A 17,697-nucleotide genomic window follows, 5' to 3' on the forward strand; every position below is an offset into this window, starting at 1 on the left:
CGCGGATGCCGGATCCCACGGCCAGCAGGTTCGCGATCGTCGGCATGTCGGTGCTGCTGCCCGGCGCGCCGGACCTCGACACGTACTGGCGCAACCTCGTCGGCGGCGTCGACGCGATCACCGAGGTGCCGCCGGAGAAGTGGGACAGCGCGCACTACGCCCCGGACGCCGAGCGGCGCGCCGACCGGATCTACTGCCGGCGCGGCGGGTTCGTCGACGAACTGGCCGAAGTGGACGTCACCGGCTTCGGGATCATGCCGAACTCGATCCCCGCCACCGAACCCGACCAGCTGATCGCGCTGCGGGTCGCGGCCCAGGCCCTGGCCGACGCCGGTGGCCCGGACCGGCTGCCCGCCGACCGCTCCCGCGTCGGCGTCATCCTCGGCCGCGGTGGGTACCTGACACCCGGTCTGGTCCGGCTCGATCAGCGCGTCCGCACCGCGAGCCAGCTCGTGCGCACCCTCGGCGAGCTGCTGCCGGAGCTGGACGCCGACCGCCTCGACGCCGTCCGCCAGGCCTTCACCGATCAGCTCGGCCCGGAGGCGCCCGAGTCCGCGATCGGGCTCGTGCCCAACCTGGCCGCCTCGCGGCTCGCCAACCGCCTCGACCTGCGCGGCCCGGCGTACACCGTGGACGCCGCGTGCGCGTCCTCGCTGATCGCGGTCGACCACGCCGTGCGCGAACTCGCGTCCGGTCGCTGCGACGTCGTGCTCGCCGGCGGCGTGCACCACTGCCACGACATCACGTTCTGGAGCGTGTTCACCCAGCTCGGCGCGCTGTCGCCGTCCGAGCGCATCCGGCCGTTCCACCGCGACGCCGACGGTGTGCTGATCGGTGAGGGCACCGGCGTCGTCGTGCTCAAGCGGCTCGTCGACGCCCAGCGCGACGGCGACCGCGTCTACGCCGTGGTCACCGGCACCGGCGTCGCCTCCGACGGGCGGACCGCCAGCCTGGCCAACCCGGACTCCGGCGGCCAGGTCCGCGCCGTCCGCCAGGCCTGGGCCGCGGCCGGGCTCGACCCGCGGGACCCGGACTCGCTGGGGCTGCTCGAAGCGCACGGCACGGCGACCCCGGCCGGCGACGCGGCCGAGCTCACCACGCTCGCCGAGGTGTTCGGCCAGGCCGGGAGCGCGGTGCTCGGCTCGGTGAAGTCGATGATCGGCCACACGATGCCCGCGGCCGGGGTGGCCGGGCTGGTCAAGGCCGCCCTCGCCGTCCACCACGGCGTCCTGCTGCCGACGCTGCACTGCGACGACCCGAACCCCGCCCTCGGCAAGACGCGCTTCTCCACTTTGGACACCGCGCGCCCCTGGGACGCGGCGGTGCGCCGCGCCGGGGTCAACGCGTTCGGGTTCGGCGGGATCAACGCCCACGTCGTGCTGGAGCAGGCCCCGGACCGGGCCGCCCCGGTCGTCGTGCGCGAGGCCGAACGCGTGCTGCGGCTCGCCGCGCCGACCGTCGAAGCGCTGCGTGACGTCCTTTCCGGACCGGACCGCGCGGTGCTCACCGCGCCCGAAGGCACCGGGCCCGTGCGGCTCGGCATCGTCGACCCGACCGAGAAACGCCTGGCCCTGGCCCGCAAGGCCGTCGGCCGGGGCCGGCCGTGGCGCGGCCGCAACGACGTCTGGTTCACCGACAAGCCGCTGCTCGGCCCGGGCGGCGGCAAGGTCGCGTTCGTCTTCCCCGGCCTCGAAGCCGAACTGGCCCTGAACTGCGGAGACGTCGCCCGCCACTTCGGCCTCCCGTGGCAGCATTCCGACGCCGCGGTCGGTGACGTCGGGCGCCAGGGCGCCGCCGTGTTCGAGCTGGGCCGGCTCCTGGAAGCCGCCCTGCGGCGGATGGGCGTGACGCCGGACGCCGTCGCCGGCCACAGTCTCGGCGAATGGACCGCGATGGCCGCGGCCGGGATGCACGCGACGGCCGAGATCGACGCCTTCCTCGCCGGGTTCGACCCGGACAGCCTGGTCGTGCCGGGCCTGGCGTTCGCCGCGATCGGCGCACCCGCCACGCAGGTGCTGGCCGAGCTGGCCGGCCGTGACGACATTGTGCTGTCCCACGACAACTCGCCGAACCAGGCGATGGTCTGCGGCCCCGCCGCGGCCGTCGACGCGCTCGTGAAGACGTTCCGGACAGCCGGGACCGTGTCCCAGGTCCTGCCGTTCCGCTCTGGCTTCCACACCCCGATGCTGCGGCCCTACCTCGGCCCGATCCGCGCGGCGGCCGACGGCTTCACGCTGCACCCGCCACGGGTGCCGATCTGGTCGGCGACGACGGTGTCGGAGTACCCGGCCGCCGAGGCCGACGTCCGCGCGCTGTTCGTGCGGCACCTGCTCGAACCGGTCCGGTTCCGCCCGCTCGCCGAGACGCTGCACGCGGCCGGGTTCCGGGCGTTCGTGCAGGTCGGCGCCGGTCAGCTCGGCTCGCTCATCGGCGACACCCTGCACGGCGAGGACCACCTCGTCGTCGCGGCGCACTCGCCGCACCGGCCCGGGCTCGCGCAGCTGCTGCGGGTCGCCACCGCGTTGTGGGCCGAGGGCGCGGCCCTCGACGGCACGGCGCTGCCGGGCCAGACCCGCGCCGTGACCCGCAAGGCCGTCAAGCTGGACCTCGGCGGGCACGTCATCACCCTCGACGACCGGACCCGAGCCCAGGTCGGCGCCCGGCTGGCCCAAGGGTCCACTGTGGACGTCCTGGCCGGGAAGGGACCCCTCGCGGCCGAGTTCGCGGCACTGCTGCAGGACACGGCGAACCTGGCGTCCACTGTGCTCGGTGGGCGCAAGACCAGCACGCCGCCGCCGGTCGAGCTGCGGACCACTTTGGACGTCTCGGTCGACGCGATGCCGTACCTGCTCGACCACTGCTTCTTCAAGCAGCCACCGCGGGCCGACGCGGGTGACCGCTGGCCGGTCGTGCCGGCCACCACGGTGATCGACCACCTGATGGGCTTCGCCGAGCAGGCGGCGCCCGGCCGGCGCGCGGTCGCGGTGCACGACGTCCGGCTGAACCAGTGGATCACGGCGATCCCGGCGGTCACCGTGCCGGTGCACGTCGTGCCCCGAGGTCATGACCGGGTGTTCGCCGCACTGGGCAGCTACTCCCAAGCCGTCGTCGAGCTGGCCGGGTCCTATCCGGCCGCCGGCGTTGCGCCGTGGCGTTTCCCGGCGTCGGCCGAGGAGGTCCCCGAGACCCAGGCCCGCGAGCTGTACGACGACCGGTGGATGTTCCACGGCCCGCGCTTCCAGGGCGTCACCGAGCTGACCGCCGTGGGCGAGCGGCACGTCCGCGCCGTGCTCACCACCCCGGCCGCGCCCGGCGCGCTGCTGGACAACGTCGGCCAGGTGCTCGGCTACTGGATCATGTCCCGGCTGCCGGAACGCACCACCGTCTTCCCGGTCGCGATGCGCGAGATCCGGTTCCACGGCCCGCACCCGGCGCCGGGGGAGCGGCTGGAGTGCCTGGTCAAGATCACGTCGCTGACCGGCGAGTTCCTCGACGCCGACATGCAGCTCGTCCACAACGGACAGGTCTGGGCCGAGTTCACCGGCTGGCGCGACCGCCGGTTCGACAGCAACCCGGAGATCCGCCAGGCCGACCGGACGCCCGAGCGCTCGACGCTGTCGAAGGAACAGCCCGGCGGCTGGGCGCTGGTGCACGAGCAGTGGCCGGACCTGGCGACGCGTGAGCTGATCATGCGCAACTACCTCGCCGGCCCGGACCGCGGCGCCTACGACCGGCGCCCGCCGCGCGGCCGCCGTCAGTGGCTGCTCGGCCGGATCGCGGCGAAGGACGCCGTCCGCCAGTTCCTCTGGGCGCGCGGCGAACCCGAGATGTTCCCGGCCGAGCTGAGCATCGGCAACGACGACGCGGGCCGCCCCTGCGCGACCGGCGCGTACGGCCGGGAGCTGCCTGAGGTGACGATCTCGGTGGCCCACCGCGCCGAGACCGGCGTGGCGATCGCGCGGTTCGGCCCGTGCGGGATCGACGTCGAAGAGGTCGCACCGCGCGTGGAGTCCACTGTGGACGCGGCGTTCGGGCCGGCCGAACGAGCGCTGTTCGCGGCCCAAGAGGGCGATCCGGACGTCTGGTTCGCCCGGTTCTGGACCGCGAAGGAAGCGGTCGCGAAACTTCGCGGCACCGGCCTGCGGGGTGAGCCCCGCGACTTCGAAGTCGTCGCGGCGACGCCGGAAGCGCTGACCGTCCGGGTGGCCGGGCACGACCACCACGTCCGCTGCACCGAGACCGCGAACCTGCCGGGCGCACCGCCGCGCCGGTACGTCGTGGCCTGGACCGAGGAGACGAAGGAGACTGCGGAATGAGCATCGAGACGACGGCCACCGGCGAGGCGGCGGTGCTCGCTCAGCTCGGCGGAATGCTGCGTGAGCTGCTCGAGGAGTACGGCCTCGACGACGCGGAGATCACCATGGACACGACGTTCCACGACGACCTCGAGCTGGAGAGCGTCGACCTCGTGGCGTTGTCCGGGCAGCTGCGCGAGCACTACGGCGAGCGCGTCAACTTCGCGACGTTCATCGCCGAGCGCGACCTCGACGAGATCATCGCGCTGACCGTCGGCGAGCTGGTCCGGTACATCGTCGCCTCGCTGCGGGACCGGCCGTGAGCCGGATCCGGGCGGGCGAGCTGGACGTCCACGTCCAGCGCCTGACCCCCGACGTCCCGCTCGACGGCGACGCGCCCATCGTGGTGTGCGTCCACGGCCTGCTCACCGACAGCCTCGCCAGCTACTACTTCACCCTCGGGCCCGCCTTCGCCGAACGCGGCCTCGACGTGCTGATGTACGACCTGCGCGGACACGGCCGCACGACCCGGCCGGAGAGCGGCTACCACCTCGAATCGTTCGTCGTCGACCTGGTCGACGTCCTCGACGCGCTCGGCATCACCCGGCCGGTGCACGTGATCGGCAACTCGTTCGGCGGCTCGGTGGCCTTCGGACTGGCCGCCGCCCGGCCCGACCGCGTCGCCAGCGTCATCGCCATCGAGGCCGAGCCGCCGACCGCGGCGTGGACGCGGCACATGGCCGACGGCCTCGCCGACGCGAAGACCCGCCTCGCCATCGACGAGGTGATCGGCTGGATCAAGGACAACCACGGCGCGCACACCGCGCGGCTGTCCAAGGCGGCCAACCGGATCCTCCAGACGACCACGATGGCCGACGACATCCCGCGCAGCGCGACCATCAACGCGGACCTCTCGGACGTCCACTGCCCGGTGTTCGCCCTCTTCGGCGGCGACTCGGGGCTGGCGGCGCAGGTGCCGCACTTCGAGGAGCACCTCGACCACTGCCGCACCGTCGTGCTGCCCGACCAGGGGCACTCGGTGCTGGTCGAACGGACCGCCGAGACCATCGAGCTGATCTTCGACTGGGTCCGCGACGTCTCCCGGCTCCCGGCCCGGGTGCGGTAGTGGCCCGGTTCCTGTTCGTCGTCCCGCCGCTGGTCGGGCACGTCAACCCGGCCGCCGGGGTGGCCGCCGAGCTCACCGCGCGCGGCCACGAGGTCGCCTGGGCCGGGCACGACGAGCTGCTGTGGCACCTGGCCGGCCCGGACGCGCTGGTGTTCTCGTGCGCCCTGCCGCCGGACGCGCCGGAGCGCCCGCCCGAGCTGAAGGGGCCCGCCGCGCTGCGGTTCCTCTGGCAGGACTTCCTCGTCCCGCTGGCCGACGCGATGGCGCCCGGGGTCGCCGCGGCCATCGACGCGTTCGGACCGCACGTGGTCGTCGCCGACCAGCAGGCCCTCGCCGGCGGCCTGCTCGCCGACGCGCGCGGCCTGCCGTGGGTCACCTCCGCGACAACGTCCGCCGAGCTGGTCGACCCGCTCGCGGGCATGCCGAAGGTCGCGGACTGGGTGGCGGAGCTGCTCGACGGCCTGCGCGCGCGGATCGGCGGCGGCACGGCGGATCCCCGGTTCTCGCCGCACGGCGTGCTCGCCTTCACCACCCGCGAGCTGCTCGGCGCGGTCGCGCTGCCGCCGAACGTCCGGCTGGTCGGCCCGTCCATCTCCGGCCGGCCGTCCACAACGGACTTCCCGTGGGAGTGGCTCGACCCGCCGCGGCCCACGGTGCTCGTCTCGCTCGGCACCGCGAACACCGACGCGGGCACGGGATTCCTCACGTCCACAGTGGACGCTTTCGCCGACCGGGAAGCCCGGGCCGTCGTCGTGGACCCGGGCGGGGTGCTCGGTGCCGTGCCGCCGAACGTCCTGGTGCGCCCGCGTGTCCCGCAGCTGCCGCTGCTCGCGCACGTCGACGCCGTGGTCTGCCACGCGGGGCACAACACCGTCTGCGAGACGCTCTGGCACGGCAAGCCGCTGGTCGTGGCGCCGATCCGCGACGACCAGCCGATCGTGGCCGCCCAGGTGGTCGCGGCCGGCGCGGGCGTCCGCCTGCGGTTCGGCCGCGCGGACGTCGGTCGCATCGGCGCGGCGGTCGACGAGGTGCTGACCGAGCCGTCGTACCGCCGGGCCGCGGAGACGCTGTCGGCGTCGTTCCACGCCGCGGGCGGCAGCCCGGCCGCGGCGGGCCACCTGGAACAGCTGGCGCTGGAGAGCCTGGCGCACCTGCGGCCCTGAAAGAATGTTGTTTACTTCGAAAAATCATCCGGGTTACCGTGCTCGGCATGACAGTTTCCGTGTGCACGGCCGAGGAAGTCCCGCAGCTCGTGGCGTCGGCGGTGGGGTTGTTCGCCGAAGACGGCGGCCGCCACGACCCGTCCGTGGACGTCGGCTGGCCCGCCCGCGAGGGTGAGTCCTACTACGCCGCGCTCGTCGAGGATCCGGCCGTCCTCTGCCTGCTGGTCCCCGGTGGCGGTGGCCACCTGGTCGGGCGGCTGTGCCGGCCGAACCCGCTGCGGCCGGGCGTGGTGACGGCGGATCTGGAGAGCCTGCGGGTCGACACCCGGCACCGGCGCGCCGGGATCGGCGCCGAACTCGTGGCCGCCTTCTTCGCCTGGGCGAAGGAAAACGGGGCGACCGAGACGAAGGTCAAGGCCTTCGCGGCCAACGAGGGCGCGCTGGAGTTCTACCGGGCGCAGGGCTTCGAGCCGTTCGAGGTGATCCTGCGGCGAACCTCCTGAGTCGTACTCGGGCCCTGGTCGAGACCAACGTGCTCGGCCCGCTCAACTGCGGCACCGCGGCCTACTCGGCGTCCGAAGGCGCGGTGACGGAGTGCCGGGCAGCCACTTCACGATCGTGGAGGAGCACATCGCCGAGGTGACAGCGCCCAGACTTGTCGTGAGTGTTTAGGGCGGTTCTAACCGCCCTAAACACTCACGACAAGCCGCGGCAGACTCATGAGGCCGCTGCGCCGCCCCGGGACCGCCGGACGTTCTGATCGTTTCACCGGAACGGGTGACTCTCCACAGTGGACTCCGCGCCGGCCGCTCCCGCGCACTAGCTTGGGAGGCCGAGCGAGGGAGGGTGCCATGACGGCCACCGCTGAGGTCGCCCACGAGCCGGCGCCCGCGCAGCTCAGCAAGGGCCGGGTCAACGCCGTCTTCGGCGCGGTGCTGCTCGGCATGCTGCTGGCCGCGCTCGACCAGACCATCGTCGGCACGGCGCTGCCCACCATCGTCGGTGACCTCGGGGGCGCCGGGCACCTGTCCTGGGTCGTCACGTCCTACCTGCTCGCCGAGACGATCATGACCGTCGTCGTCGGCAAGCTCGGTGACCTGTTCGGCCGCAAGCTGATGTTCCAGCTGTCGGTGATCGTCTTCGGCATCGGCTCGTTCTGCGCCGGGTTCGCCGACAGCATGGTCTGGCTGATCGTCTGGCGCGCGGTGCAGGGCCTCGGCGGCGGCGGGCTGATGGTCACCTCGACCGCGCTCATCGCCGACGTCGTCCCGCTGCGCGAACGCGGCAAGTACCAGGGTGTGCTCGGCTCGGTGTTCGGCGTGGTGACCGTGGCCGGCCCGATGCTCGGCGGGTTCTTCGTCGACCACCTGTCCTGGCGCTGGGCGTTCTACGTCAACATCCCGCTGGTCATCGTCGTGCTGATCGTCGCGTCCTCGGCGATGCCGAACGCGCGTGCCGCGGTCAAGCCGGTGATCGACTACCTCGGCATCCTGCTCATCGGCCTGGCCGCGACCGGCCTGACGCTCGTCACCAGCTGGGGCGGCACGCAATACGCGTGGGGGTCGCCGACGATCATCGGGATGGCGATCGGCTCGGTGGTGCTGCTGGGCGCGTTCGTCTTCGTGGAGCTGAGAGCCAAGGAACCGATGCTGCCGATGCGGTTGTTCCGGAACCCGGTGTTCACCGTCGGCGGGATCATGAGCTTCGTCGTCGGCTTCGCGATGCTCGGCGCGCTGTCCTACCTGCCGACGTACATGCAGTACGTCCAGGGCACGTCGGCGACGACGTCGGGGGTGCGGCTGCTGCCGATGGTGCTGGCGCTGCTGGTGGCGTCGATCGCCGCCGGAAACGCCGTCAGCAAGACCGGCCGCTACAAGATCTTCCCGCTGGTCGGCGCCGCGGGCATGACGATCGGGCTGTACCTGCTCTCGCGGCTCGACACCGACACCGGGTTCTGGGAGGCGTCGGCCTACATGGCCGTGCTCGGCTTCGGCATCGGGCTGGGCATGCAGGTGCTGACCATCGCCGTGCAGAACACCGTCGACTACGCCGACCTCGGCGTCGCCACCTCGGGCGTCACGTTCCTGCGGTCGATCGGCAGCTCGTTCGGCGCGGCGATCTTCGGGACGGTGTACGCGAACCAGCTGGCGCCGAACCTGGCCGCCGCGGCGGCCGCCCATCCGCTGCCACCCGGCGTCGACCCGCGCGTGACGCAGATCCCGAGCGCCCTGCACGCGCTGCCGGACGCGGTGTCGGCGCCGGTGATCCAGGCCTACAGCGACTCGCTGCACGTCGTGTTCCTCGCCGCCGCGCCGGTCGGCCTCGTCGCGTTCGCGCTGGCGTTCTTCCTCAAGGAGGTCCCGCTGCGCGACACCGCGCGCGCCGCGGCGCCGGACCTCGGCGACGGCTTCGCGATGCCGGAGGCCCGCACGGACGACCGCGAGCTGGAACGCGCCGTCGCGACGCTCTTCTTCCGCGAGCGCCGCAAGGTCGCCCCGGCGATCGTCGAACGCGCCGGCAGCGACCTCGACGAGGGCGGCATCTGGTGCCTGCTGCAGGTCCACCTGCGGGAACGCCGCGGCGAGCCGGCCACACTCCGGGCGATCGGCGAGCACTTCGGCGTCCCGGCGCCGGTGCTGGAACCGGCGTTCAACCGCCTGGAGCTGACCGGCCACCTGCGTTACGCGAGCGGCGGTTGGGAGCTGACGGAGGCGGGCCGCGAGGAGTTCGCCAAGGTGGTCCGGGCGTGGCACGACTGGCTGGCGTCCCGCCTCGGCGACTGGGGCACGGGCGACCGGGCCGAGCTGGACGCGGCGATCGGCCGGGTGGCCACGCGGCTGCTCGACCAGAGCACGGAGGTCCGCGCCTACGGCCGCCACGCCCTGGCGTGACCCGTCACCTTCGAGTGAGGCTTTGCTCCGCAAAGCGGAGCTTTCGCTAGGAAAGATGCGTCCAGGCGCCCTTCGGACGCATCTTTCCTAGCGAAAGTGGCGTCCGGACGGTCACCGGCGGGGGCAGGTTCGGGGCGCGGCGCTTTCACGTGAAAGTGACCACTTGGGGGTGGCGCTTTCACGTGAAAGTGCCGTCAGCGGCGCCAGAAGTCGTGTGGGGTGCGGCCCCGGCGGAAGCCGCAGGACTCCACCAAGGCCGCGGCCGTCGCGAAGCCGTGGCCGACCAGGCCCGGCTCGTGGGCGTCGCTGCCGAACGCGACCGCGTCGCCGCCGTCCTCGAACCACCAGCGGACGACCTCGCCCGGCAGCGGCACCTTGGTGTTGACCTCCAGCGCGCGTCCGCTGCCGGCCAGGGCGCGCAGCACCGTGCGGAACTCCTCCTCGTAGTCGGCCGCCACGAACGGCGGGCCCTCGCCGGGCCACGAACGCAGGGCGTAGTCGATGTGCGCCAGCACGGCGAAGTCCGCCGTGGACTCCACCAAGCCCAGTACCTCCGACAGGTACGCGCGCAGGATCTCGCCGGGCGGGCGGTCCGACACGATCGTCAGCTCTTGGTGGTGCCCGTCGTCGCCCGGCAGCGAGTGCACCGAGCCCAGCACGCGATCGAAGTCATGGGACGCCAGCAGCGCGTCGGCGCGGGAGCGGTGCCAGTGCGGCTCGCTCAGCTCCACTCCGGACAGGATCCGCAGGTCCGGGAACCGGCCGCGGCACTCGTCGACCGACGCCAGGTAGCCCTCGACGTCGAGCTCCGGCGGCTCCAGGACGCCGTCCGGGCGCAGCCGCACCCGGAAGTGGTCTGGCAGTTGCGGGCGGATCGGCTCCGGGATCAGCCACGGCGTCAGGTCCGCGTGCTCGGTGAACGCGACCGACGGCAGCCCCAGCTCCAGCGCGCGTGGGCACGAACCGATCATCGACCCGGTGACCGTGTCCCAGGACCATTCGGTGTGGACGTGGCCGTCCGTCGGCAGACTCACCGGACCACCGTAACGCCGGATTTGAGCTAGCGTCTCGGTATGGCGCAGAAGGCGGTGGAGCTGGAGGTCGGGCCGCACACGGTGCGGATCTCGAACCCGGACCGGGTGTACTTCCCGGCCCGCGGCGAAACCAAGCTCGACCTGGTCAACTACTACCTTTCGGTGGGCGACGGCATCGTCAACGCGCTGCGCGAGCGGCCCTGCATGCTGCACCGCTTCCCGTCCGGCGTCGCGGGGGAGAAGGTGCACCAGAAGCGCGTCCCGAACGGCGCGCCGCCGTGGCTGGAGACCGTCCGGGTCGAGTTCCCGCGTTACAAGCGGCACGCGGACGAGCTGTGCGTCACCGAGCTGGCGCACGTCGCCTGGGCGGTGCAGATGTCCACTGTGGAGTTCCACCCGTGGAACTCGCGACGCGCGGACACCGAAAAGCCCGACGAGTGGCGCATCGACCTCGACCCGATGCCCGACTGCGGTTACGACCGCGTCCGCCGGGTCGCGCACGTGGCCCACGAGATCCTCGACGAGCTGGGCGCGGTCGGCTGGCCCAAGACGTCCGGCGGCCGCGGGCTGCACGTCTACGTCCGGATCGAGCCGCGCTGGGGTTTCCAGGACGTCCGCCGCGCCGCGCTGGCCTTCGCGCACGAGGTCGAACGCCGGGCCCCGGACGAGGTGACGACGACCTGGTGGCGCAAGGACCGCGACCCGCGCACGCTGTTCGTCGACTACAACCAGAACGCGCGCGACCACACGATCGCCAGCGCGTACTCGGTGCGCGGCAACCCGGAAGGCACGGTCTCGACGCCGATCCGCTGGGACGAGATCGACGACGCCGAGCCCGGCGACTTCACCATCGCGACCGTCCCGGCCCGCTTCGCCGAGCTGGGCGACCTCCACGCCGGCATCGACGACGCCGTGTTCTCCCTCGACCCGCTGCTGGAGTGGGCCGACCGCGACGGCATCGAAAAGGCTGTCGAGGAACCACCCGGAGACTGACGTATTTCCGGGTGGCCTCGCGCCTCCGCCCGGTATGAAAGTCGTGCTGTCCGGTGTGGACGCCGGGGCGTGGAGCCTGGTCGCGCTGCAGGTGATCCTCGAACGCGAAGGCCACGTCGTGTGCGTGGCGGCCGACGTGCTCGAGGCGTGCCGCCGTGAACAGCCGGACTGCCTGGTGCTGTCCGCGACGGACGGCGGCGCGGACTGCGCGCACGTGATCACCCGGGTCCGCGCGAACCCGGCCTTGACTCGGCTGCCGACAGTGATCGCGGGTCGCCTGGACCTGCCTCGCCGCGAGCTGCTCGCGCTCGGCTTCGACGAGGCCTTCCCGGCCACCACGGACGCGCCGGGGCAAGCGGTCGTGTTGCTGCGGCTGTACCTGGGTCGGGTTGTCGTGAGTGTTTAGGGCGGTTCTAACCGCCCTAAACACTCACGACAAGCCGCGGCAGACCCGGTCAGTCGAGGCGCTCGATGATCGTCGCGTTGGCGAGGCCGCCCGCCTCGCACATCGTCTGCAGGCCGTAGCGGCCGCCGGTTTCCTCCAGCACCGACAGCAGCGTCGTCATCAGGCGGGCGCCGCTGCCGCCGAGCGGGTGGCCGAGCGCGATCGCGCCGCCGTGGACGTTGACCTTCGCCAGGTCCGCGCCGATCTCGGCCTGCCAGGCCAGCACGACGCTGGCGAACGCCTCGTTGACCTCGAAGGCGTCGATGTCGGACACGCTCAGCCCGGCCCGGTCCAGGACCTTGCGGGTCGCCGGGATGACGCCGGTGAGCATGTACAGCGGGTCGTCGCCGACCACGGCGAAGTTGCGGATCCGCGCTCGCGGCCGGAGCCCGAGCGCCGCGGCCGTCTCGCTGCTGGTGATCATGAGCGCGGCGGCACCGTCGTTGATCGGTGACGAGTTGCCCGCCGTGACGCGCCAGTCCAGGTCCGGGAAGCGCTGCTCCCAGACGTCGGCGCGGAACGCGGGCTTCAGCCCGGCCAGGATCTCCGGCGTGGTGCCCGGCCGGACCGTCTCGTCGGTCATGACGTCGACGAGCACGCCGTCGGGGCCGGGAGCCTTGAGCGGTGCGACCTCGCGGGTGAACTTCCCGTCGGCCCACGCCTTCGCGGCGCGCTGGTGGCTTTCGGCGGAGAACGCGTCGAGCTGCTCCCGCGTCAGGCCCCACTTGGCCGCGATCAGTTCGGCGCTGATGCCCTGCGGCACCAGGCCGTCCGGGTAGCGGGCGGCGACCTGCGGGCCGAACGGGTCGCGTCCGGCGACCTGGCTGCCCATCGGCACCCGGCTCATCGACTCGACGCCGGACGCGATCACGGCGTCGTACGCGCCGGCGATGACACCCTGCGCGGCGAAGTGGACGGCCTGCTGGCTGCTGCCGCACTGCCGGTCGACGGTCACGGCGGGCACCGACTCCGGCAGGCCGGCGGCGAGCGCGGCCCAGCGGGCGGTGTTCATGCTCTGCTCGCCGATCTGGCCGACGGCGCCGCTGATGACGTCGTCGATCCGGGCCGGGTCGACGCCGGTGCGCTCGACGAGCGAGCGGAGCGCGTGGGCGTGCAGGTCGACCGGGTGCACCCCGGCCAGTGTCCCGTTCGGCTTGCCCTTGCCGATGGGGGTCCGTACCGCGTCGACGATCACCGCGTCCGTCATGGCGTCTGCCTCCTCGCAGATCGGGGATACCCTCGGTATACGCCCGGTGAGTTGGATTGCACAACTGACCTGTTCGCCAGGTCACACGTTCTTGACGTGCTAGGTTGGATTTTCAACCCCGTGGAGGTGACGTCGTGCGGCGTGGTCGCGAGTGTTCGGTGGCGGAAGCCCTCGAAGTCGTCGGCGAGCGGTGGAGCCTGCTCGCCCTGCGCGAGATCATGCTGGGGGAGCGGCGGTTCAACCAGATCGCCGAGAACACCGGCGCCAGCCGGGACATCCTCGCCGCGCGGCTGCGCAAGCTCGTCGACGCCGGCGTGCTCGAGAAGGTCCAGTACGAGGCGCACCCGCCGCGGCACGAGTACTACCCGACCGAAGCCGGCCGCGCGCTGCAGCCGATCCTGCTGGGCCTGATGGCCTGGGGCGACAAGTACGTCCACCAGGGCGAACCGCCCACGTTGTGGCGGCACGCCTGTGGCGCCGAGCTGCGCGCGGTGACGGTCTGCGAGCACTGCGGCGAGCCGGTCAACGCGCCGGGCACGCACGCGATCCGGCTGGGCGCCGTGCACTGACGTCCGCACCTCCGTCTCCCGGAAGGCCCTTCGCACTCGCGAGGGGCCTTCCGGCCGTTTGGGCGTTGACTTGAGACCCCCGTCACTGTAACTCTTGAACGAATCAGTGCAAGAACCTGACAGCAGCGCGAGAAATCGCGGCAGCAGTCAGGAAGATCCCGCCCAGCTCCTCAACGCCGAGGTGTCCATGACGGCTGCTTCGCCCTGCCCACGCGCGCCTCCGGTCCGGCCGGTCGCGCCCGTCCGTTCCCCGGTTTCCGCCGTGCCCGTGCTCCGCGGGCCGGTCCTCGCTCCTGTCGTCTCCCCGTCCTCCCCGGATCAGAGGAACCCCATGAGAACGAAGCGACTCCTGTCGCGCGCGGCGACCTACGCCGCCCTGTCCCTGCTCCTGGCGGCACCCGCCGTCGCGGCGAGCGGCGCCCCGGCCGCGACCGCCGTCCCCGCCGCTGCCGCCGCGGTCCAGCCCGCCGCCCAGGCCGCCTCGGCGACCTACACGGCCAGCAGCCAGATCGCCGAGTACCCCGCCTCGAACGTCGGCGACGGCAACCAGGCCACCTACTGGGAAAGCGCGAACAACCAGTTCCCGCAGTGGATCCAGGCCGACCTCGGTGCCACCACGAACCTCGCGCAGCTCGTGCTGAAGCTGCCGGCCGGCTGGGAAGCGCGCACCGAGACCCTCACCGTGCAGGGCAGCACGAACGGCACGAGCTTCAGCGACCTCGTCGCTTCGGCCGGCTACCGGTTCGACCCGGCCACGGCCAACACGGTGACGATCAACGTCACCGGCAGCACCCGCTACGTGCGGCTGAACGTCACCGCCAACACGGGCTGGCCCGCCGCGCAGCTGTCCGAGTTCGAGGTGCACGGCAGCACCTCCGGCGGCGACACGCAGGCCCCGTCCGCGCCCGGCAACCTCGCCTACACCGCGCCCGCGAGCGGCCAGCTCCGGCTGACGTGGTCGGCCTCGACCGACAACATCGGCGTCACCGGCTACGACGTCTACGCGAACAACGCGCTGCGCGGCAGCGTCGCCGGCACCGTCCTGACCTACACGGACAACCAGCCCGACGGCACGACCGTGGCCTACTACGTCCGCGCGCACGACGCCGCGGGCAACCAGTCGGCGAACAGCAACACGGTGACGCGCAACGGGACCCAGGTCGGCACGAACCTCGCGGTCGGCAAGCCGATCACGGCGTCGTCGACGGAGTTCACGTTCGTCGCCACGAACGCGAACGACAACTCGACCAGCACGTACTGGGAGGGTGGCGGCGGGACCTACCCGAACCTGCTGACCGTCGGGCTCGGCTCCAACGCCGACCTCAGCCAGGTCGTCGTCAAGCTCAACCCGGACGCTTCGTGGGGCCCGCGCACCCAGACCATCGCCGTCGACGGCCGTGAGCAGGCGTCCTCGACGTTCACGACGCTGGCCGCCGCGCAGACGTACAACTTCAACCCCAGCAGCGGGAACAGCGTCACCATCCCGCTGAGCGGCCGCGTCGCCGACGTCCGGCTGCGCGTCACCGCCAACTCCGGCGCCGGCGGTGGGCAGGCCGCGGAGTTCCAGGTGATCGGCGTCCCCGCGCCCAACCCGGACCTGACGGTCTCGGGCGTGTCCTGGTCGCCGCAGAACCCGGTGGAGACCGACGCGATCACGGCGTCGGCGACCGTCCGCAACGCCGGCACGGCGGCCGCGGGCGCGACGAACGTCAACCTCTACCTCGGCACCACGAAGGTCGGCACCGCCGCGGTCGGCGCGCTGGCCGCCGGAGCGTCGACGACGGTGTCGGCGAACATCGGCGCCCAGAACGCGGGCAGCTACCAGCTGACCGCGAAGGTCGACGAGGCCAACGCCGTGCTCGAGCAGAACGAGAACAACAACTCGTTCACCGGCTCGACGGCGCTCGTCGTCAGCCCGGTGCAGAGCTCCGACCTCGTCGCGGCGACCGGCTGGTCGCCGAACTCCCCGTCGGCGGGCAACACGGTGACCTTCAGCGTGACGCTGCGCAACCAGGGCACGATCGCGTCGGCGTCCGGTGCGCACGGCGTGACCGTGACGCTCACCGACACGAGCGGCGCCGTCGTGAAGACGCTGACCGGCTCGTACAGCGGCGCCATCGCGGCCGGGGCCACGGCGTCGCCGGTCAACGTCGGCACGTGGACGGCGGCCAACGGCAAGTACACCGTGAAGACGGTCGTCGCGAACGACGCCAACGAGCTGCCGGTGAAGCAGGCCAACAACACCAGCACGCAGACGCTGTTCGTCGGCCAGGGCGCGAACATGCCCTACGACATGTACGAGGCCGAGGACGGCGTCCTCGCGGGCGGCGCGGCCGTGGTCGGCCCGAACCGCACCATCGGCGACCTCGCCGGTGAGGCGTCCGGACGCAAGGCCGTCACGCTGAACTCGACCGGCTCCTCGGTGGAGTTCACCACGCGGGCGGCGACGAACACACTGGTCACGCGCTTCTCCATCCCGGACTCCGCGGGTGGTGGCGGGATCAACTCGACGATCGACGTCTACGTCAACGGCACCTTCCTCAAGGCGATCGACCTGACCTCGCACTACGCGTGGCTCTACGGCGCCGAAACCGGCCCGGGCAACTCGCCGGGCACCGGGCCGCGCCACATCTACGACGAGGCCAGCGCGCTGCTGGGCACCACGGTGCCGGCGGGCAGCAAGATCAAGCTGCAGAAGGACGCGGCGAACAGCACGAACTACGCGATCGACTTCGTGAACTTCGAGCAGGCCACCGCGCAGGCGAACCCGGACCCGGCGCACTTCGCCGTCCCGGCCGGGTTCACGCAGCAGGACGTCCAGGCCGCCCTGGACAAGGTCCGGCAGGACGCCACCCTCACCGGGGTCTACCTGCCGGCCGGGAACTACTCGCTCTCGAGCAAGGTGAACGTCTACGGCAAGGCGATCACGCTGATCGGCGCCGGGCCGTGGTTCACGAAGTTCTCCGCGCCCGCCGGGCAGGAGAACACCGACATCGGCTTCGACGTCCAGTCGACCGCCAACGGGTCGACGGTCAGCGGGTTCGCGGTGTTCGGGAACTACACCTCCCGCATCGACGGCCCCGGCAAGGTGTTCAACCTGGCCAACGTCGCCAACCTGACGATCGACAACATCTGGGTGGAGCACCAGGTGGTCATGGTGTGGGGCACCAACGTGGACAACACCACGATCAAGAACTCCCGGATCCGCGACACCTACGCCGACGGGATCAACCTCACGAACGGGAGCACCGGCAACCACGTCGTCAACGACGAAGCCCGGTCCACCGGTGACGACAGCTTCGCGCTGTTCGCCGCCACGGACATCAACCAGGGCAACCAGTACGACAACGTGTTCGAGAACCTGACCGCGCTCACCCCGTGGCGCGCGGCCGGGCTGGCGGTCTACGGCGGGTACAACAACACCTTCCGCAACCTCTACATCGCTGACACGTTGACGTACTCGGCGATCACGATCAGCTCGCTCGACTTCGGCTACCCGTTCCTCGGGTTCGGGCCGCAGCCGACGACGGTCCAGAACGCCTCGCTCGTCCGGGCGGGTGGCCACTTCTGGGGCCAGCAGACCTTCCCGGCGATCTGGATGTTCTCCGCCTCCAAGGAGTTCCGTGGGATCCGGGTGTCCGATGTGGACATCCAGAGCCCGACCTACAGCGGGATCATGTTCCAGACGAACTACGTCGGCGGGCAGCCGCAGAACTCCGTGCAGGACACCGTGTTCACCAACGTGAACATCAGCGGGGCCCAGCGCAGCGGGGACGCCTTCGACGCGAAGTCCGGGATCGGCATCTGGGCCAACGAGCTGCCGGAACCGGGTCAGGGCCCGGCCGTCGGCTCGGCGACGTTCACCGGGCTCACGCTGAGCAATAACGTCCAGGACATCCGGAACACGACGAGCACGTTCACCATCGTCCGCAACTGATCGAATAGTGCCGTCAAGGCCACCTTACGGGTGACAG

General features: G+C 71.9%; 12 protein-coding genes. 10 read left to right on the forward strand and 2 right to left on the reverse strand.

The genetic code is table 11. The features are described 5' to 3' along the window. The first annotated feature begins 5 nt into the window (after positions 1-5). From OG439_RS12130 to OG439_RS12155, 6 genes are all read left to right on the forward strand, one after another. On the forward strand, positions 6-4,316 hold the full coding sequence (locus tag OG439_RS12130; RefSeq protein ID WP_326949489.1) for a beta-ketoacyl synthase N-terminal-like domain-containing protein: 4,311 nt from the start codon (positions 6-8) through the stop codon (positions 4,314-4,316). Next, positions 4,313-4,618, forward strand: a complete 306-nt coding sequence (locus OG439_RS12135; protein ID WP_247051642.1) for an acyl carrier protein — start codon at positions 4,313-4,315, stop codon at positions 4,616-4,618. Before OG439_RS12130 ends, OG439_RS12135 begins: the two co-directional genes overlap by 4 nt. After that, on the forward strand, positions 4,615-5,421 hold the full coding sequence (locus tag OG439_RS12140; protein WP_326949490.1) for an alpha/beta fold hydrolase: 807 nt from the start codon (positions 4,615-4,617) through the stop codon (positions 5,419-5,421). The genes OG439_RS12135 and OG439_RS12140 overlap by 4 nt, the downstream gene beginning before the upstream one ends. Beyond that, on the forward strand, positions 5,421-6,584 hold the full coding sequence (locus OG439_RS12145; protein WP_326949491.1) for a glycosyltransferase: 1,164 nt from the start codon (positions 5,421-5,423) through the stop codon (positions 6,582-6,584). The genes OG439_RS12140 and OG439_RS12145 overlap by 1 nt, the downstream gene beginning before the upstream one ends. A 47-nt stretch (positions 6,585-6,631) precedes the next feature. After that, positions 6,632-7,087, forward strand: coding sequence for a GNAT family N-acetyltransferase (locus OG439_RS12150; protein WP_326949492.1), 456 nt, complete (start codon positions 6,632-6,634; stop codon positions 7,085-7,087). A 348-nt stretch (positions 7,088-7,435) separates the two neighbouring features. Further along, complete coding sequence (locus OG439_RS12155; RefSeq protein WP_326949493.1) at positions 7,436-9,475, forward strand: MDR family MFS transporter; 2,040 nt, start codon at positions 7,436-7,438, stop codon at positions 9,473-9,475. 194 nt (positions 9,476-9,669) lie between these two features. On the opposite strand, the gene OG439_RS12160 is transcribed toward OG439_RS12155, so the two are convergent. Beyond that, the gene (locus tag OG439_RS12160) at positions 9,670-10,509 is read right to left on the reverse strand and encodes a PHP domain-containing protein (protein ID WP_326949494.1); all 840 of its coding nucleotides are present in this window, start codon (positions 10,507-10,509) and stop codon (positions 9,670-9,672) included. Positions 10,510-10,548: 39 nt separating this feature from the next. On the opposite strand from OG439_RS12160, the gene ligD reads away from it, so the two are divergent. Together ligD and OG439_RS12170 are read left to right on the forward strand one after the other, a co-directional pair. Continuing rightward, positions 10,549-11,502, forward strand: a complete 954-nt coding sequence (gene ligD / locus OG439_RS12165) for a non-homologous end-joining DNA ligase (RefSeq protein WP_326949495.1) — start codon at positions 10,549-10,551, stop codon at positions 11,500-11,502. Between the two features lie 34 nt (positions 11,503-11,536). Then, positions 11,537-11,908, forward strand: a complete 372-nt coding sequence (locus OG439_RS12170; RefSeq protein ID WP_326949496.1) for a hypothetical protein — start codon at positions 11,537-11,539, stop codon at positions 11,906-11,908. Positions 11,909-11,957: 49 nt separating this feature from the next. On the opposite strand, the gene OG439_RS12175 is transcribed toward OG439_RS12170, so the two are convergent. Then, entirely contained in the window at positions 11,958-13,154 is a 1,197-nt protein-coding gene (locus OG439_RS12175; RefSeq protein WP_326949497.1) for a thiolase family protein, read from the reverse strand. Between the two features lie 134 nt (positions 13,155-13,288). Here OG439_RS12175 and OG439_RS12180 point away from each other — a divergent pair, with 134 nt between their 5' ends. Together OG439_RS12180 and OG439_RS12185 are read left to right on the forward strand one after the other, a co-directional pair. Then, on the forward strand, positions 13,289-13,723 hold the full coding sequence (locus OG439_RS12180; RefSeq protein ID WP_326949498.1) for a winged helix-turn-helix transcriptional regulator: 435 nt from the start codon (positions 13,289-13,291) through the stop codon (positions 13,721-13,723). A gap of 331 nt (positions 13,724-14,054) precedes the next feature. Beyond that, positions 14,055-17,660, forward strand: coding sequence for a discoidin domain-containing protein (locus OG439_RS12185; RefSeq protein WP_326949499.1), 3,606 nt, complete (start codon positions 14,055-14,057; stop codon positions 17,658-17,660). The last annotated feature ends 37 nt before the right edge of the window (positions 17,661-17,697 follow it).

The sequence above is a fragment of the Amycolatopsis sp. NBC_01307 genome, assembly GCF_035975215.1.
GTDB lineage: Bacteria > Actinomycetota > Actinomycetes > Mycobacteriales > Pseudonocardiaceae > Amycolatopsis.